The sequence below is a fragment of the Bradyrhizobium sp. UFLA05-112 genome, assembly GCF_053572325.1.
In genome coordinates this window covers 1-14,322 of record NZ_JBANBK010000098.1, presented here as the reverse complement: position 1 = coordinate 14,322, position 14,322 = coordinate 1, and the positions used below count along the sequence as shown (strand labels likewise).

The 14,322-nt window shown below is 58.4% G+C and carries 12 protein-coding genes and 1 pseudogene; 7 read left to right on the top strand and 6 right to left on the bottom strand.

Annotation, left to right across the window (positions count from 1 at the left end; all coding sequences use genetic code 11):
* Positions 1-99: 99 nt before the first annotated feature.
* From SO180_RS36255 to SO180_RS36235, 5 genes and pseudogenes are all read left to right on the top strand, one after another.
* The gene (locus SO180_RS36255) at positions 100-264 is read left to right on the top strand and encodes a hypothetical protein (RefSeq protein WP_449383602.1); all 165 of its coding nucleotides are present in this window, start codon (positions 100-102) and stop codon (positions 262-264) included.
* A 101-nt stretch (positions 265-365) separates the two neighbouring features.
* Positions 366-1,049: a TetR/AcrR family transcriptional regulator gene (locus SO180_RS36250; RefSeq protein ID WP_449383601.1), complete on the top strand. Its 684-nt coding sequence runs from the start codon at positions 366-368 to the stop codon at positions 1,047-1,049.
* 360 nt (positions 1,050-1,409) lie between these two features.
* Entirely contained in the window at positions 1,410-2,066 is a 657-nt protein-coding gene (locus SO180_RS36245) for a hypothetical protein (RefSeq protein ID WP_449383600.1), read from the top strand.
* A gap of 319 nt (positions 2,067-2,385) precedes the next feature.
* Positions 2,386-3,240, top strand: a complete 855-nt coding sequence (locus SO180_RS36240; RefSeq protein ID WP_449383599.1) for a sensor histidine kinase — start codon at positions 2,386-2,388, stop codon at positions 3,238-3,240.
* Between the two features lie 350 nt (positions 3,241-3,590).
* Positions 3,591-3,785 (top strand): annotated as a pseudogene (locus tag SO180_RS36235) (CsbD family protein); the annotation flags it as partial.
* A gap of 429 nt (positions 3,786-4,214) precedes the next feature.
* Here SO180_RS36235 and SO180_RS36230 read toward each other — a convergent pair.
* Both SO180_RS36230 and SO180_RS36225 read right to left on the bottom strand, forming a co-directional pair.
* Positions 4,215-4,727 (bottom strand): Phasin protein, encoded by a 513-nt coding sequence (locus tag SO180_RS36230; protein WP_449383598.1) that lies wholly within the window; start codon positions 4,725-4,727, stop codon positions 4,215-4,217.
* A 559-nt stretch (positions 4,728-5,286) separates the two neighbouring features.
* A complete protein-coding gene (locus SO180_RS36225; RefSeq protein ID WP_449383614.1) occupies positions 5,287-5,733 on the bottom strand; it encodes a DNA ligase-like domain-containing protein in 447 nt (148 codons plus the stop codon).
* A 491-nt stretch (positions 5,734-6,224) separates the two neighbouring features.
* Here SO180_RS36225 and SO180_RS36220 point away from each other — a divergent pair, with 491 nt between their 5' ends.
* Together SO180_RS36220 and SO180_RS36215 are read left to right on the top strand one after the other, a co-directional pair.
* Positions 6,225-6,545: a hypothetical protein gene (locus SO180_RS36220; RefSeq protein ID WP_449383597.1), complete on the top strand. Its 321-nt coding sequence runs from the start codon at positions 6,225-6,227 to the stop codon at positions 6,543-6,545.
* A 16-nt stretch (positions 6,546-6,561) separates the two neighbouring features.
* Positions 6,562-7,185, top strand: a complete 624-nt coding sequence (locus SO180_RS36215; RefSeq protein ID WP_449383596.1) for a hypothetical protein — start codon at positions 6,562-6,564, stop codon at positions 7,183-7,185.
* A 1,142-nt stretch (positions 7,186-8,327) separates the two neighbouring features.
* On the opposite strand, the gene SO180_RS36210 is transcribed toward SO180_RS36215, so the two are convergent.
* The 4 genes from SO180_RS36210 to SO180_RS36195 form a co-directional block, all read right to left on the bottom strand.
* The gene (locus SO180_RS36210; protein WP_449383595.1) at positions 8,328-8,822 is read right to left on the bottom strand and encodes an ATP-dependent DNA ligase; all 495 of its coding nucleotides are present in this window, start codon (positions 8,820-8,822) and stop codon (positions 8,328-8,330) included.
* 1,387 nt (positions 8,823-10,209) lie between these two features.
* A complete protein-coding gene (locus SO180_RS36205; RefSeq protein WP_449383594.1) occupies positions 10,210-10,479 on the bottom strand; it encodes a hypothetical protein in 270 nt (89 codons plus the stop codon).
* A 406-nt stretch (positions 10,480-10,885) separates the two neighbouring features.
* Positions 10,886-11,098 (bottom strand): hypothetical protein, encoded by a 213-nt coding sequence (locus SO180_RS36200; protein ID WP_449383593.1) that lies wholly within the window; start codon positions 11,096-11,098, stop codon positions 10,886-10,888.
* A 1,594-nt stretch (positions 11,099-12,692) separates the two neighbouring features.
* The gene (locus SO180_RS36195; protein WP_449383592.1) at positions 12,693-12,959 is read right to left on the bottom strand and encodes a hypothetical protein; all 267 of its coding nucleotides are present in this window, start codon (positions 12,957-12,959) and stop codon (positions 12,693-12,695) included.
* Positions 12,960-14,322 lie beyond the last annotated feature (1,363 nt).

The window sequence follows — 14,322 nt, the reverse complement described above, 5'->3', positions numbered from 1 at the left end:
TTGTGGATGGAGGGAGACGGGTTGGACTTGGCGGTGGCCTGAGCGCGGGCGAGGCCGATGGTGGAAAGCGCAGCCAACTGCAGCAGGGCTCGTCGTTGCATGGAAGTCACCGTGTGTTTTCGTCGGCGCGAGATCGTCACCCGATACGCGCTCGAGACGGGCAGCGAGCAGGGCTTCGGCATCGACGAGAAAGTCGGCCATTACTGTTTCAGCCGGCCGGAAAGTGCCGCATTCGATGACGCCGGGCGGCCAGGGCAACTTTGATTTGCAGGACAAAATGAAACCTACCCATTGGCTTGCGCATTTCAGATACTTCGTGGTATCGTAATCCGAGAATTATGATACTGTCAAGTACTGGAATTGCCGTGACCGAAAACAGCCAGGGCCGGCGCGGCCGGCCCGCCAACGAGGCGCTTGGCCAAACCATCGTCGACGCCGCGCGCGAACTCTTTGTGGAATTGGGTTTTCAAGCGACGACATTGGACAAGGTCGCCCAGCGAGCGAAGATATCCAAGCTCAGCATCTACAGGCACTTCGCGAACAAGGAGGCGCTGTTCAGCACGGCCATGGCGGCCGGCTGCCATCAGTTGTTTGCACCACAGGCCCTTCTTGAAGGCGTCGACGGTTCGGTCGAAGATCAGCTCATGGTGGCGGGATCATCACTCCTTCGCACGCTGTTGAGATCAGACGTCCGCAGTCTCGAAGCCATGGTCATGGCCGACAAGACGAGTCAAAACGCGTTGAGCAAGCTCCATTTCGAAGCCGGCCCCGCCCATGTCATCGCCCAAATCGAGGCCCTGTTGCGTCAGTTGCACGCGAAGGCGGTTCTGAACGTGCCCGATCCTCTCCGGTCCGCCCGCTTGTTCGCCGCGCTTTTCAAAGGATCCGATCTCCTGATGATCGCACGCTTCGATCAGGCAAAAGCAGAGGACGACAACGAAATCGAATGCTATTGCCGGTCGGCCGTCGCCATGTTCATCGCCGCGCACCGAGTCAACGACCACGCGGGCGGATATTTGCCTGCCTCAAGGTCAAAAAACAAAATTTGAATCGTGCGTGACCAGCAGGTCAAGGCAGACAAGCCGATCATGAAAATTGACGAGTCGGCCGCACGGTCCGACTAACTTCCGCTTTGGGTCGGTCAAAACCGGTAATACTCTGACCGATCGGAATATTTCCGCTTAGCCCCCAAGATCGGACATCTGCGAGTTAAGGAGTAAAGCCCTTAGCAGAGTTCCCATTTCGATCGGCATTTGGGTATTGCGACCAAGAGCCCAGCAGGTCCGCCGTCGGAAGCTCGTATCGCTTGATGGGGAAGGGGTGAGTCAATTTGACTCACACAAGCTCCTTGTGGAAATTGAGAGATCAACGAGTCTGATACTCTGCCTGTTCGAGCAAGAAGATCTCGCGTGACCGATCTCACTTTCAATCTGAACGGCAGTTTCAAGCCGACAGTGAAGAGGTTCGCTGACCTCAACGGACCGGACTGTTTCCAGACGCCGATCGACAATGAAAAGTTCGACGGGGGAATGTGGGAGTGCGCATGCGGTGATGGCAGCATGTCCCGCGTGCTGGAGCAGACTGGCCAACCTGCTCGCAGTTCGGACTTGTATGATCGTGGATATGGAGAAGCCGGTGTTGATTTTCTTCGTGCAGAGCAGACGACCGACAACATCATCACCAATCCGCCCTATAATTGCGCCGAGGGTTTTGTCGCTAGCGGCGTCAGGCTGGCGAAGCGAAAATTCGCCCTGCTATTGCGACTGGCGTTCTTAGAAGGCGCTAATGGAGCCAATACGATCTTTTCCAAGATGCCACCCGCCCGCGTCTGGGTTTTCAGCGAGCGCATTACCTTTTACCCAAGTGGTGTCGAGCCGAAAAGCAGCGGGACGACTGCTTATGCCTGGTTTGTTTGGGACAAAGAGGCGGACGGGCCAACTGAACTGCGGTGGTTCAAACCCGGCCACAAAGCAAGTTATGCTCAACTGCGCCACGCTCTGGTCGAACAAGATCAGGCACAAGGGCAGAACAAGGCGAACCCAACTTCTCGAGAGCGCGCTGGGTGACATCAGCCGCAGGACTCTCGATCGTCGCAATGCTGGTAGCGTAGCGCGAGCACGATGCCTTCCGGCGACAGAACGTATGCTCGGTATTCGTTCATTGCCGAAGAAGCGCGCGTCGATCGATTTGTTCCAGCAAGGCGGCCTTTAGTCTGGCGGCTGCAAATCTTGTCGGCGGGCACGAGCCCGAGGGGGTGTTGGAACCGTAGCTGCTGCATAGTCGTTTCCGTAAGTGGAACGCCTTCTTTACTTTCTGCCTCCGAAGCCGCAGCCCCTGGCGGTTCGCTACGGGGTATCGGGGCTTCTAATCGCGTGCAGCCTCGGGGTGTTCGCAGCGATGGAGGTCCAAAGCGGGTTCATCTGCTTGTATATCTTGTTGCCAGCCGTCTTCCTCGCAGGGGTGATGTTTGACAGGGGTAGCGCATTCTTCGCGACGGCATTGGCGGTCGCGGGCGTACTGTGGCTTTTGCGCCTACAGTGGTCTTCCGCACTCGCGCTTCCACTACTTCTTTTTACCTTTGTGTCGCTCGCCTTCGCCACGGTTGCCGAACTTCTTCGCAAAGAAATGGAGAAAGTGGTGGCGTCCGAGCGGTCCAAAACGCTTCTTCTTCAGGAGGTCGCGCACCGTACCAAAAATAACCTCGCGATGCTCAGTGCGATGGTGCGCTTGCAATCTCGCGGCCTCGGGCACGAGGCATCGGACGCGCTCGATAAGACGTCGCAGCGCATCCAAACGATGGCGGAAGTGTATGACCACCTAATGCTGCGCGATCAGACGAAGATCGTGGCTCTGAAGGAGTATGTTGGTGACATCGTGCGGCGGCTGATGGCGCTCAGCGGCGATAAGCCGGTCGCACTCCGCTGCGAACTGGATGAGGCGTACGCACACAGCGAGGTCGCCGTACCCATCGCGATCATCATCAACGAGCTGGTGACAAATAGTATCAAGTACGGCTTTCCTGACGATGGACCGGGACAAATCCTCATCGCGTTGCATACAGACTACGAGCTGGTGCTCTCAGTATCTGACAATGGCGTCGGAATGCCCGAGCTGGTGAAGAAGGGCATCGGCTCCAAGGTGGTCGCACTATTGGCTCAACAGCTCAACGGGACGCTTGCATATGAGGACGCACAGCCAGGCTGCCGCGTGGTACTGCGGATGCAGAAGCCGAAACTATAGTTATCTGTCGAGCCAGCTCTGAGCGCGGCGACGCTGCTTCATGAGCAATGTCCGTTGAGGGTCAAAATGCGAAGAACTCAGCGTGAGCAAATCCGCTATATCCCGCTGTCCAGACCTCGATAGCGCGCGAAGCATTGGCTTGAAAGAGTGCTCCTAAGAATGGTGAGGCATTGAGGCTCATTGTCGCACGCGGTCACGTCTCCGCACGGCTGCGGCTCTTGAGACAGCGCGTTGGTTCACTTTTGAACACTGCCGCGCACCTCGTCTTGCTAAGCTTGCACCGCGGAACGAAAGTATCGGCCACTCCGTTGGTCGATCTCACTCGTTCAAGGAGGAGCGTGATGGACTAGAACCGTGTCGAAGGCAATTGGAAGCAGATGAAGGGCAAAGTGAAGGAGCAGTGGGGCAAACTTACCGACGACGATCTTGATGTGATCAACGGCAAACAGGATCAACTCGAAGGCCGATTGCAGCAACGGTACGGCTACGCGAAGGATCAGGCGCAGAAGGAGGTGAATGATTGGTACGGCCGTCAGAAGTGGTGACGGACATCCAACCATCGACATTGGTGACGTGTGTTTGGACCTATTTCGACGAGCTTTTGGCTCTCGGCGCCCATAAAGCGCAACGGCGAAGGTTGTGGACGCATTGCGGACGGCTTGAGCGGGGAACGACTTTGAAGGCGGCGGGTCTTCTTACTCAGCATAGTCGGTGGTGCCGACCTGCGCGCTTTTTCTTCGGCATCCATAGATTCGTTGAGACGATCGCCTGTCGGGCTACTTCTGACGTGAATTCGCTTCAGGGTTGCAAGCGGCAGCCAAGGCCGAGAGTGGCGGCAAAGCGTTGAGTGCTGTTCAGCTTTGAAACCAATAGCAGACGTTGATGCGCCGCTCCCTGCACTCGCCCAGCCGAAGCAAGCAAACCATAGTCAGCGCTGCGTCCATCCATCCATTTGCGCAGTGAGAAGCATTGCTTCATCGTCCAGGCAGAACCGCGAGCTTCCGAGACGCATCGATGCGCCAGAACGGATATGCAGCCATTTCTTTCGCATGCTGCCCGAACATCTCGATCCGTCTGCTTGTAAATTCCAGAATGACGGCGAAAAAATCAGTTGGCGACCTGATTGCCATAAGCCTCAGGCAGAATTCAAAGGCAAATTGCCCGTTGGCCTGGGCTATCTCAAGAAGCTTCGCTTGATAAGCCGGCGTGTTTGCCGTCGCTAAACCGAAGCCTTTCGCTGGATCGCTATCCCTCATCCTCTGACTGAGGTCACCTGGCAACGCATCCACCCGGGTCTCAATGAGGGGAGCATCGTCTTTTGGATCGTTATGTAGCTTAGGAGCTGGTTCAATCGAGACTGCCGCAACAGAGCGCAGAAAATCGTCTTTCGGGCTTCTAACAACGGCCTGCTTGTTCCGTTGGGCTCGCGCGGCCTTTTTAGGATTGCGGACGCGCTTCGATGCTGTTGCCAATTTGCGTTTGCTCATCTAACGCTCCAAGAAAATGGGGGGCGACCACAACGGTCATTTCTGAAAAGACAACAGGCTTTGCGATGTGACGTTCCAAACCCTCGAAATGTCCGCATGGACTGAGATCAATCGCACGTTCCGGAAGTCGATGTTGAGCAACTCCAACCAAGCGAACGTCTAGGTGAAGTTCCGAAAGACCCATATCGAACGGCGGTCAGTATGAGAAACAATCAGTCATCGCTGTGCTCAGAGGCGACTGCGCAAGGCTCATGCATCTCCTTTCGCGAACGACCTCCTCCCGCCGGCTTTCGACGGTCGGCCCCTAACCGTGCGGGTACGCAGGTCGAGCATCTGAGCATCCTGCCCGGCCGCGAGGAATTGCAGTTGCGCGACAAGACGAAGCCGAAAATTGCGTAAGTGATGAAGGTTAAGGACGCGCACGGCCGCCTATCTCTGCGCCCTATGTCGGTAAATGACCGCGGCGCTTTGTTGTCCACAGTGTCAATCGCGACACACAACACCGGCTCGATTCATCGTAGGCTTTATCCGCCTCTTCATGGGCGCGTTTCCTCCTAGCCTAAAGCCCGTCGCCAATGGCGGGCTTTCTTCGCATTGTCAAAGGACCTCTGGCCAGATGGTTGGCCGTTTCATGCTTTCCCAAATTTGCCAACGGAGGGGCGGGCATGATTGCTGAACACTTCTTGATCTGGGCTACGCTATTGGGCGTTTTCGTCTTCTTGGCTTTCCATTCGGCCGGGCGGAGGCGCGGGTAACGCTTGCTGGTTTGGCTGCAATTGCCACGAGCCTTTCTACCAGTGGGGGTTCGCCTCAGTTGGCGGCCTCGGCCTTCAAGAGCTAAACATAGGTGCCACTCTCGTGCAGTTCGAGCCAGCCGCTTCAGCGCGGCCTCAGCAATCCAAGGATAGCGCTTGGTCCAGTCGGTGCCGTTGTGCGAGAGCAGGCGCACGCGTTTGTCCTCCCGGATGACCAACATCCGGTAGCCATCGTGTTTGACTTCGTGAATCCACTTCCCCGAGGGCCGATGGTTGCTCGGCCGTTCTGAGTAGCAATCAACGTCCTACGTGTGAAGGTGGTCGCAAGGTTTACGCGTGGGTCTGTGCAAAATTGAACATACCGTACTTAGTAGCTGATCTAGGCTCGGGTTGCTTGGCTTAGCCAAACCGCCAAGCGTCCTCTCCAGCGGCCCCGGCATTTAGGGTGTTGGGGCCGTCTGCTTTGGCGTCTCACTCTATCGAGCGAGCCGCGCAGGAGATCCCTCGCGACAATCTCTTTAGCTCGTCTCAGAAATGCGGCTGAGGAGATAGTCTGGATTGCTTCGCCGCGCTCGCAATGACGCGCGCCGTACGACACTGTCATTCGACGTACTGCTTCATCGCATTTGAATAGGGCGTGGACGGTGCAGACTATTCGAATCGCATGAGAAGCTTTTTGCGTTAGCAACCAATTCGAATTCCGGCTGTTGTCGAGCGACACAATCAACACCGGAGGACAAGAATGCTGCGCATACTACCCATCCTCGCCGCTCTCACGTTGCTCGGATCGGCTTCTGTCAGCGCTCAGTCTCAGCCAGCCCAGAGCGGGCCGGGCAACAATGCAGTCAACAGCTCGGACCAGAACAATTCGAACGCTCCGGTGGCGGGCCGCAACAGCTTCACTGAGGGCCAAGCCAAGTCGAGGATTGAAGCGGCCGGCTATTCAAACGTCTCGGATCTCCAGAAGGACAATGATGGTGTTTGGCGGGGCAAGGCCGACAAAGCCGGCACCAAGACCGACGTGAGCATCGACTTCCAGGGCAACGTAAACCCCGCCAAGTGAGCTAGGAGCATCAGATATGACGACGACAATTTCCCGCCTCTATGACAACTACTCCGATGCCGAGCGTGCCGTTACTCGGCTCGAGGCCGCCGGCGTTCCACACTCCGACATCAGCATCGTCGCCAATAACTCAGAGAATTGGTACCGACCCGGCGGCAAGGTCGATCGGGATCGTGATGGCATCGACGACCGTGCCGAAGGCGCCGGCACAGGCGCTGGCATTGGCGCGGGGCTTGGAGGCGCGGCAGGGCTGCTCGCTGGCCTGGGATTATTGGCCATTCCGGGTCTTGGGCCTGTCGTCGCTGCGGGATGGCTTGCATCTACGGCCGCAGGCGCGGCGGCTGGCGCCGCGACCGGCGGGATCGTCGGCGCGCTGACCCAAGCCGGCGTGTCGAAAGAAGATGCATCGCGCTATGCCGAGGGAATTCGACGCGGGGGGACGTTAGTCTCGGCTAGAGTAGCCGATAGCGACCGCTCCCGACTGGACGCCGTTCTTGACGAGTCGTCTGTGAATCTGAGCGAGCGCAGCACTGCCTGGCAGAAGACTGGGTGGACGGATTTCGACGCCGCGAGCCCGCCGCTTGCTCCGGACGATATTCGTCGCGAGCGGGAGCTTTACGGGACAAATACCACCAGATAGGAGCGTTTATACGAAGACAGGCCGTTCGAATAATATCGGACGGCCTTCTCGTTGAGCGTAGTCCACCTCGAACGATGAACGCGAGTTCTGTAAGGAACCGGCTGCGCGAGCAATTTCGTCGGCCGTTTTGGATAACATCGCGTCTTCCGTTTTGTCCAAAAGTGAACATAACGCATTTGGAATTTTCTGGTGGAAGGCGCGCGACTAACCCATGACATAGCAGTTCATCCAAATCCAAGCATGCTGGCAGTCGTGGTCACGCTAGCGCGCCCCCGAGCGAAACAGTCAGACCGCGCCCTCCTTCCTGCGACTACTGCCGCATGCCAGCTGCGCTCAGGACCGAGATTTCTCAGGCGCGAGCTGGCCACTGTGGATCTCGCGCCACTTCATGCGCTTGTTTCGCGGCCTCGGCTGGGGTTGTGCAATCCGATCCCCGCCGCGCCGCTAGCACAGGACAAGCAGCAAGCGGAGGCGTTTCGCGAACTGGAGGGTCCGGTATGCGATTGCGTCCGAATGGCGGGCATAGCCGCGCGGATCATGTCGGACACCGACGGCCTTGACGAGCAATTGGTCTTTGCGATCTTTCACACGAATTAATGACATGCTCGAGGCCGGCTACAAGGTGGGCAGCGCATGAAGCGCCGGCGCCGCTCCCACCGCACCCGTACCAGCGGCTGACAGCTCACGCCCCCCGGCTGAGGCGGTAACGACAAAGGCCCGCCGGGTTCACGCTGGCGGGCCTGCTGTCTTTCAGTATCGCCTCCGGCGACGAGCCGGATTGTCTCCGCTGCCGGGGTGAATAGCGCCCTTTTGCATTCCGCCAGCCGAGCCAGTTGTGCCACTAGCCCCGGCTCCAGTACCAGTAGTCCCAACGCCTGCACTCGGCGACGATCCGCCCGTGCCCATCGACCCGCCGCCGACTCCCGCGCCGGCACCACCAGCTCCGCCAGCACCTGCACTACCGGATCCGCTAGCTTGGGCATATGCAACGCTAGCGGACCCTGTCAGAACCACTGTTGTTAGGACTGCAATAATCGCCTTCCGCATTCTAGGCTCCATTGGTTTTCCGAGTTTAAACCAATGGAGCCGTCAGCCAGACGTTCCTAACATCCAGCCTTCACGCTACTTTTGCTCGGTGTCGGTCATAATTCGCGCTCCATTGCAGGATGGCTGCGGTTCTTGACCTTGATCCAGAACTTTTGCCGGCCGCCCCGGTACGGCCGATCGCGGTGCTTCGAGACCAAACCCTCAAGGCCCATGCGGCAGGCTGCACGGAATAGGTCCGGTCCGATCTCGCCGCGCTCAAAGGGTGCGACCGTGATCCCGTCGGGTCGGCGCGCCAAGAGCTGCTCCAGGTTGACTTTGCGCATGTGTAGAGGGAGGGGGCGCAAGTCGTCGCCGCCCATCGCGAGAATGTCGAACGCGTCAAGCTGCACCTCGTGATCGGGCATGCGCGAATGCAGCGCGTTGAAATCGGAAATGCCATCGACGCCGAGGATCACGGCTTCGCCGTCGATGACGAAATGCTTCTGACGATTCTTCAGCGCGGCCTCGGCGATCCACGGATAACGTTTCGTCCAGTCGCTGCCGTTTCGAGACAGCAGGCGCACGCGCTCGTTCTCCCGGATCACCGGCATCCGGTAGCCGTCGTGTTTGATCTTCGTGAAACCACTCCGGTCCCGAGGGGACCTGCTTCCCGGCGGTCGCTAGGCAGAGTTTATATGTGCTGCGCATAGCGGGAAGATAGTTGTTCGCGCCCCCAACTGCGAACGTTCCGAAGGAGGAACAATTCGGCCGAAGCGTTGCAGCGGCCTCGGCACCGGAGCCAAAGAAATGTCGAGGCCGCGCAGACCGAACATTCATTGGGGACAGGGCGCCTTTCGGTCCAGCTGACGTTCGCCGCTCGCCTGACGCTCGTCTTGATCCAGATCAACGGCTCGCGCGAACAGCCATCATGGTCGGTGCGCTGCTGATATTAAGCTGCGGTTAGCCTTCGACCATGCACAGACTCTAGCAGACTGGCGTCTTGGACACATGGCGCGCGCTCCATGAGAGGACGCCCTGCGTAGATGCGCGGCGCGCCAGCGACGTTGACTAGACGCGCCTCTCGCCCCCGGGGGCGGTGAAGATGGCGACGCTGTCACCGCGTGCTTACTCGTCGCAACGCCTCCCTCGCGCGATCTCGGCATAGCCTTGCGGCACAACGTGCCGTGAGCCCCGTCCTCATGTGCTGCTGTCCGCCCATGGGCAATGGCGTTCAGATAGTCGTGGTTGCAGTTGGCAGCATGACGCCGCGGCGGGATCTGGATTGGGAAGCGGCCATTCCATCCTCTCCCTTACAGCGGAACGGCTCACAGAATGCCGGAAGGCGTTGAATATCCGCACTGCGTCCAGGCCGCGCTTGACGAGCAAGGGCTGCGTTATCAGGTGCTCGATACCGGCGGCGTGCTAACGGCCATAGCCGTATTCATGCGGTAACTTGCCGGGGCATGGTGGGACGATGCTTTAGCCGGCGATGCAACTCAGCAAGATAATCATTCATTTGGACGCCATGAAAATCCTCCATTTCGATCGCGCTCCAAACGAGCGCAGAGAGCGTCCGTTCCTTTATGAGCGAGTCGTTGAGCTGGCGTCCTTGGGAAGGCCATGAATGCGCTTCTAGGATAGCACCCAAATGCCAACAGCTATCGCGCCTTTGGCAAGAGCATACAGCCAAGCGGTCTCGAACAATGCCAAGGCGGCAAAGAACACCGCTTTAATGATCGTTGACGGCTAATGTTTGGCTCCCCGCGCCCAATCGAGTGTGTGAGCATTCCTGCCTCCGTCTCTTCCTCACCTTCTGCTCCGCCTTGGTCGCGCTGTTGACGATGTCCTTCGTCAGCATCTTGAAAGTCTTGCTAAAATGGCGGAATTAGAGGAACTGCGGAACCGCTTGAAGCAGGCACGCATGGCAAGCCACCCACTTGTTGTTCATTTTTGGAGGACTTGGCCGGGAAAATCTGGCAGGTGCAGCGGCGGCGCGCACTAACAGGTGGCAAGATGCGGGGCAACGCCGATGCTCAATCCTCCTTGAAAGCCGCTGACCAGGGGGGCGTGGAAGGATGAGACGGCGGTCTGGCGGTGGATCGTGTGGATGCGTTCGTCGAGCGTCGGGTTCTTGATTAACTCGCCGCAGAAGCAGCGTGCAATCCCTTCTGGACGCTGTGTCGGCAGCGGAAGCGCCAGTGCACATCTGGTTCTTCCAAGTTGTTTGTGCGGCAGCTGGAGGTGGCCGGCGGCATCCACCGGGAACAACAACCAGCCCCTGGGAGGATTTGGCGAATTTCATCATCCGGTGGTGCGGGACCGTGCTGCGCGGCGCTCGAGCAGCGCTGGTGCCGCCTGGACGCGCGCCATTGGCGGGGAGTCCAGCGAAGTGCCCGCGTCGACCAAACCGCAGGCACAACCGTTACGGACGGGGGCGCATGCCCGCCGGCTGAGGCGGTGAGGTTAGCGCTTGAATGAGTATAGCTGCGAGAACGGCCACGCCCCGCTTGGCGGGGTGCGATCCGACTGTATTGTCATTGCCCATGGAATCTCCTCCCGCTTGGGGCAGGCAGGATACGTCCAAAAGGGTATTGAGAGAACGCTCGAAGGAGATCCATCCCTCCAATACGTTCTGCCTCTCGCCCGGGTGGGCCTGCTTTCTGGACTCTGCTTGCTAGGCTTCGAGGCAAGAAACATCGAAGTTTTGGCAGATTGCGGCAAACGCTTGTTTGGCTTCAACAGTCTCAAAGCAAAACCGCGTCCCAATCTCGCCGCGCTCAACCCACCAGTCGATTTTCTTTCCTCGTGAAACGCGGGATGCCTCTCCGCGCAACTGATCCAGTTGGCTTCCAACAGCTCGTACAATCAAACAATTCGTCTTTGCCATGGAAAACTCCCCGGGGGGATATTGCCAAAGCAACGGTGCATATCAGCCTCCGTTCCTAAGTGGGCCCAATTCATTCTTCAACCGGTTATCAATGATTGGCGGTGGAACGACTCTCGGCAGAGCTAGTCAACTCCATGCTCTCGGTAAAACCTCCAATGAAACCACGCCGAGAGAAAACCTTCCTACAAGGTTGGCGGCCTCGGCATCCCTCTCGCTGGGGTCGCTTGTCGAGAGCTAGCGGGTGGTGATGTGAAACAACGTACTTGTGGATGAGTTGAGACAGCAGAGCGCGTTTGAGGGTGAGCGGCGGCTCGGCGAGCAGGGGGCGTTGGTCATTAGCCAGCGCCGCCGTCAGCAAGATCGGCATCGCGTCTTGTTGCTGCTGCAACCGTAAGTCCCTGATCGTTGGGCTTCCGTATGTCCAAAAGTGAACATAACTTCCCCGGGATGCTCCAGGTCATGCTCACGCAAGTGCGCCCGAGCGAAGCAGTCGGACCGCGGCCTCCTTTCTGCGACGACTGCCGCATGCCAACTGCGTTCAGGACCGAGGTTCAGGCGCGGGCCGGACAATCTGTCCGCGTGTATCAGTGTGCAAACTGTGCGAAGGTCATCTGGGACGACTAGGGCCGCCCTCAGCTGGTTTTAGCCGCCTCCGAGCCGTACATAAATCTCCCGCCGCAGTTCAGTCCGGCGCTTCGCGTCCCTGGGCAGTCAACTCATATCGATCGCCATTCTTCCTCAGCCAGCCGCCCTCGACCATGCGAAGTGCAAATGATTTCCTGCAGACTGGATGAAAGGCGCCCGGGTGATAGATCTGGTTGTTTCGCTCGACCAGATAGCCGTAGAGCCGAACCTGCCGCAGTGTCCTACGCACCCCTGGTGAAAGAACCAACATGCGAATCGTTCAAGCGTCGGCTTGAAAGAGTGTGAACGGGAGAAATTGCTTCGGCAGGCGCGACAAGCCGATAGGGCCGCCGAAATAGACCAAATGCTTAGCTTAGGCTCGCCGAAATGAGGCAACGGCTGGATCAGTCGCCCGCGTCGGCAGGCGCGGCGTACGGCAGCCCCTCCGCAAGTAGCTAAACGCTGTATCTCGGAAGGTAAGCGCGTCTTTAGCTCGGCATCAGCTGCTTTCTCCCACGCCGTGCGCGCGGCTGCGCCGTCCTGCCCAAGCGCCGTACTCGGGGTTTCAGCGAACACGCCTTTGATGGGGTAGTCTCGACTTGCTGCGCCTGATTGCGATGAACGTGCCGCCGTTGGTGGACACTAAGAACGCATCGCGCACGTTGAGACTCGCCGAACCGCCGCCTGTCAGCCGATACGTGCTTCCCGTCATGCCGCCTTCTCACTGATGACCAGCATCCGGTAGCCATCGTGTTTAACTTCGTGGAACCACTCCAGCACCTGCCTGCCCGCGGTCGCGAGACAGAGTTCGTATGCCATACGCATGAAGCGAAGATAATATTTGCAGAACCAAAAGGGCCCCAGCCGTCGCCAATAGTTGGGGCCTTTTTTACGGAAAACTCGGCACCGGGCTCGGTTCAAAAGTGGACATAACCAGATTTCGGGCCGGTCTAGGCTACCTCAGCTTGGTCTACCCAAAACTGCCAAGCAACTCCACGGCCCCAGCGAGGTGTGCTGGAGCCGTTTCAAGACGATGGTGCTTCGGTCTATGTTGAATGATCCACTCTTGGATGAGCTGAGGCAGCTGGAATGCGACGTTGTTTAAGCTGAGCGGCGGCTGGCGGCGCGGGAGGCGCTGATCGTTGACCGGAAACGTCAACATCAGGATGCGAGTAGCACTCAGGCCGAACTCGAAATTTTGCGCGAGAACCAGCGGCAGCGTCAGCAAGATCGACAACGGCTTCTCTCGATGCTGCAACGCTAGTAGAGAAACAGGACCTGTCCCCTCGAACGGAGCAACGGTGATCCCGTCCGGCCTCCGTGCCAGCAGCCTCTGCAAGTTGGTTTTGCGCAAGTGCAGCGGGGAAAAATCTCGCGACCAGAACTGATCGGATCTGGGCACAAGACACATTGGTCGTTCCCGCTTGCGAGCGCGGCTTGCTAATAAATTGCCCGGCCTCATGCTTTTTTCATCACCGGTGCACCGCATCTTGTCACATGTTAGTGCGTTAAAATGCCGCAACGGCCACCTTTCCCCTCGGGCAGATATTTAAAGATGAACAAAAAAGGGGGCCTGCGATGCGCAAGTGCAATCGAGCAGACACTGCTGCCGTCGTTCTTCACCAACGCATCGAAGCGCTTGCCTCCCGGCTTGCCGAACTGGCCGAGTTGCGAGCCCAAGTGCTTGAGGCCGAGCAGAACGTCGCGTTGAACGAAGTAAGGGAGTTCTTTTTGCGGAACAGACCGCCAATTGAGGCAAGGAAGCGGTTAGCGATGAATCCGTAGATGTTCCTGCCGTCGTTCTGTATGCCGCTCGACGCGAGGCGGCTTAGGACTGAGCTAATACCATGAAGGGCCTCAGGGAACGATTGGAGAAGCTCCGGGCCGATGCCACAGATTTCGCCCTCATGAGCAGGCGGACTAGTGACCCGGAAAAGCGCGAACTGTTCGGACGCTTGGCAGATGAGCTTGCAATAGAGGCACTTGAGCTAGAGCAGGTGGTCAAGCGGCAGAGTACCCACTCAGGCTCTGTCGAGCCGAGCAAGGTGGTGGCCAGCTCGTGCCACGCTGCTTGGAAGCTCGTGCGGGCTTCGTTGAACGTCTCGGCAATGCCACCGCGGTGCTCACCGGGATCAGTGCCGGGATAGAAGCCGCAGGACCACCCCCACTGCGGGGCAGAATTCGGGACACCGGCGCGGCGACCGATGACTCCGACACGGACGTCGCCGCTGTAGATCAGCCACATCTCGTGGTGTGGATCGTCCTTGCTGCGGCGGCGGGTGCGAGCGGGCATGCCGCGATCGAAGCGGCGCTCCACCTTGCTGGCAAATTGTCTATCCCTCGTGGATCAGATCATGGCGAGACCCCCGTCAGTCGTGGCTGTGAATCAATATAAACGCTGGAGACCTTAGGAGCGTCTGCTTTGTGCGCGAACTTCCGGCGAAAAAAATGCCTCGGAGCTCACGTCTGCTTAACCTCCAACAGCGGCACAAGAGCAGACATTCCGGGACCGCCGCTTTTGGCGGCGGGTTCAACTCATCGCCGCAACACATTCTGCGAACTTCTCAGCTGGGGTTTGAAAGAGCAAGGTCTTTCGTGGC

Coding starts and splice junctions, on each gene's coding strand:
- SO180_RS36220 (WP_449383597.1), top strand. CDS start 6,225: ATGCTGCGCATACTACCCATCCTCGCCGCTCTCACGTTGCTCGGATCG.
- SO180_RS36230 (WP_449383598.1), bottom strand. CDS start 4,727: ATGAGCAAACGCAAATTGGCAACAGCATCGAAGCGCGTCCGCAATCCT.
- SO180_RS36255 (WP_449383602.1), top strand. CDS start 100: ATGGAAGTCACCGTGTGTTTTCGTCGGCGCGAGATCGTCACCCGATAC.
- SO180_RS36215 (WP_449383596.1), top strand. CDS start 6,562: ATGACGACGACAATTTCCCGCCTCTATGACAACTACTCCGATGCCGAG.
- SO180_RS36200 (WP_449383593.1), bottom strand. CDS start 11,098: ATGGCAAAGACGAATTGTTTGATTGTACGAGCTGTTGGAAGCCAACTG.
- SO180_RS36210 (WP_449383595.1), bottom strand. CDS start 8,822: ATGCCGGTGATCCGGGAGAACGAGCGCGTGCGCCTGCTGTCTCGAAAC.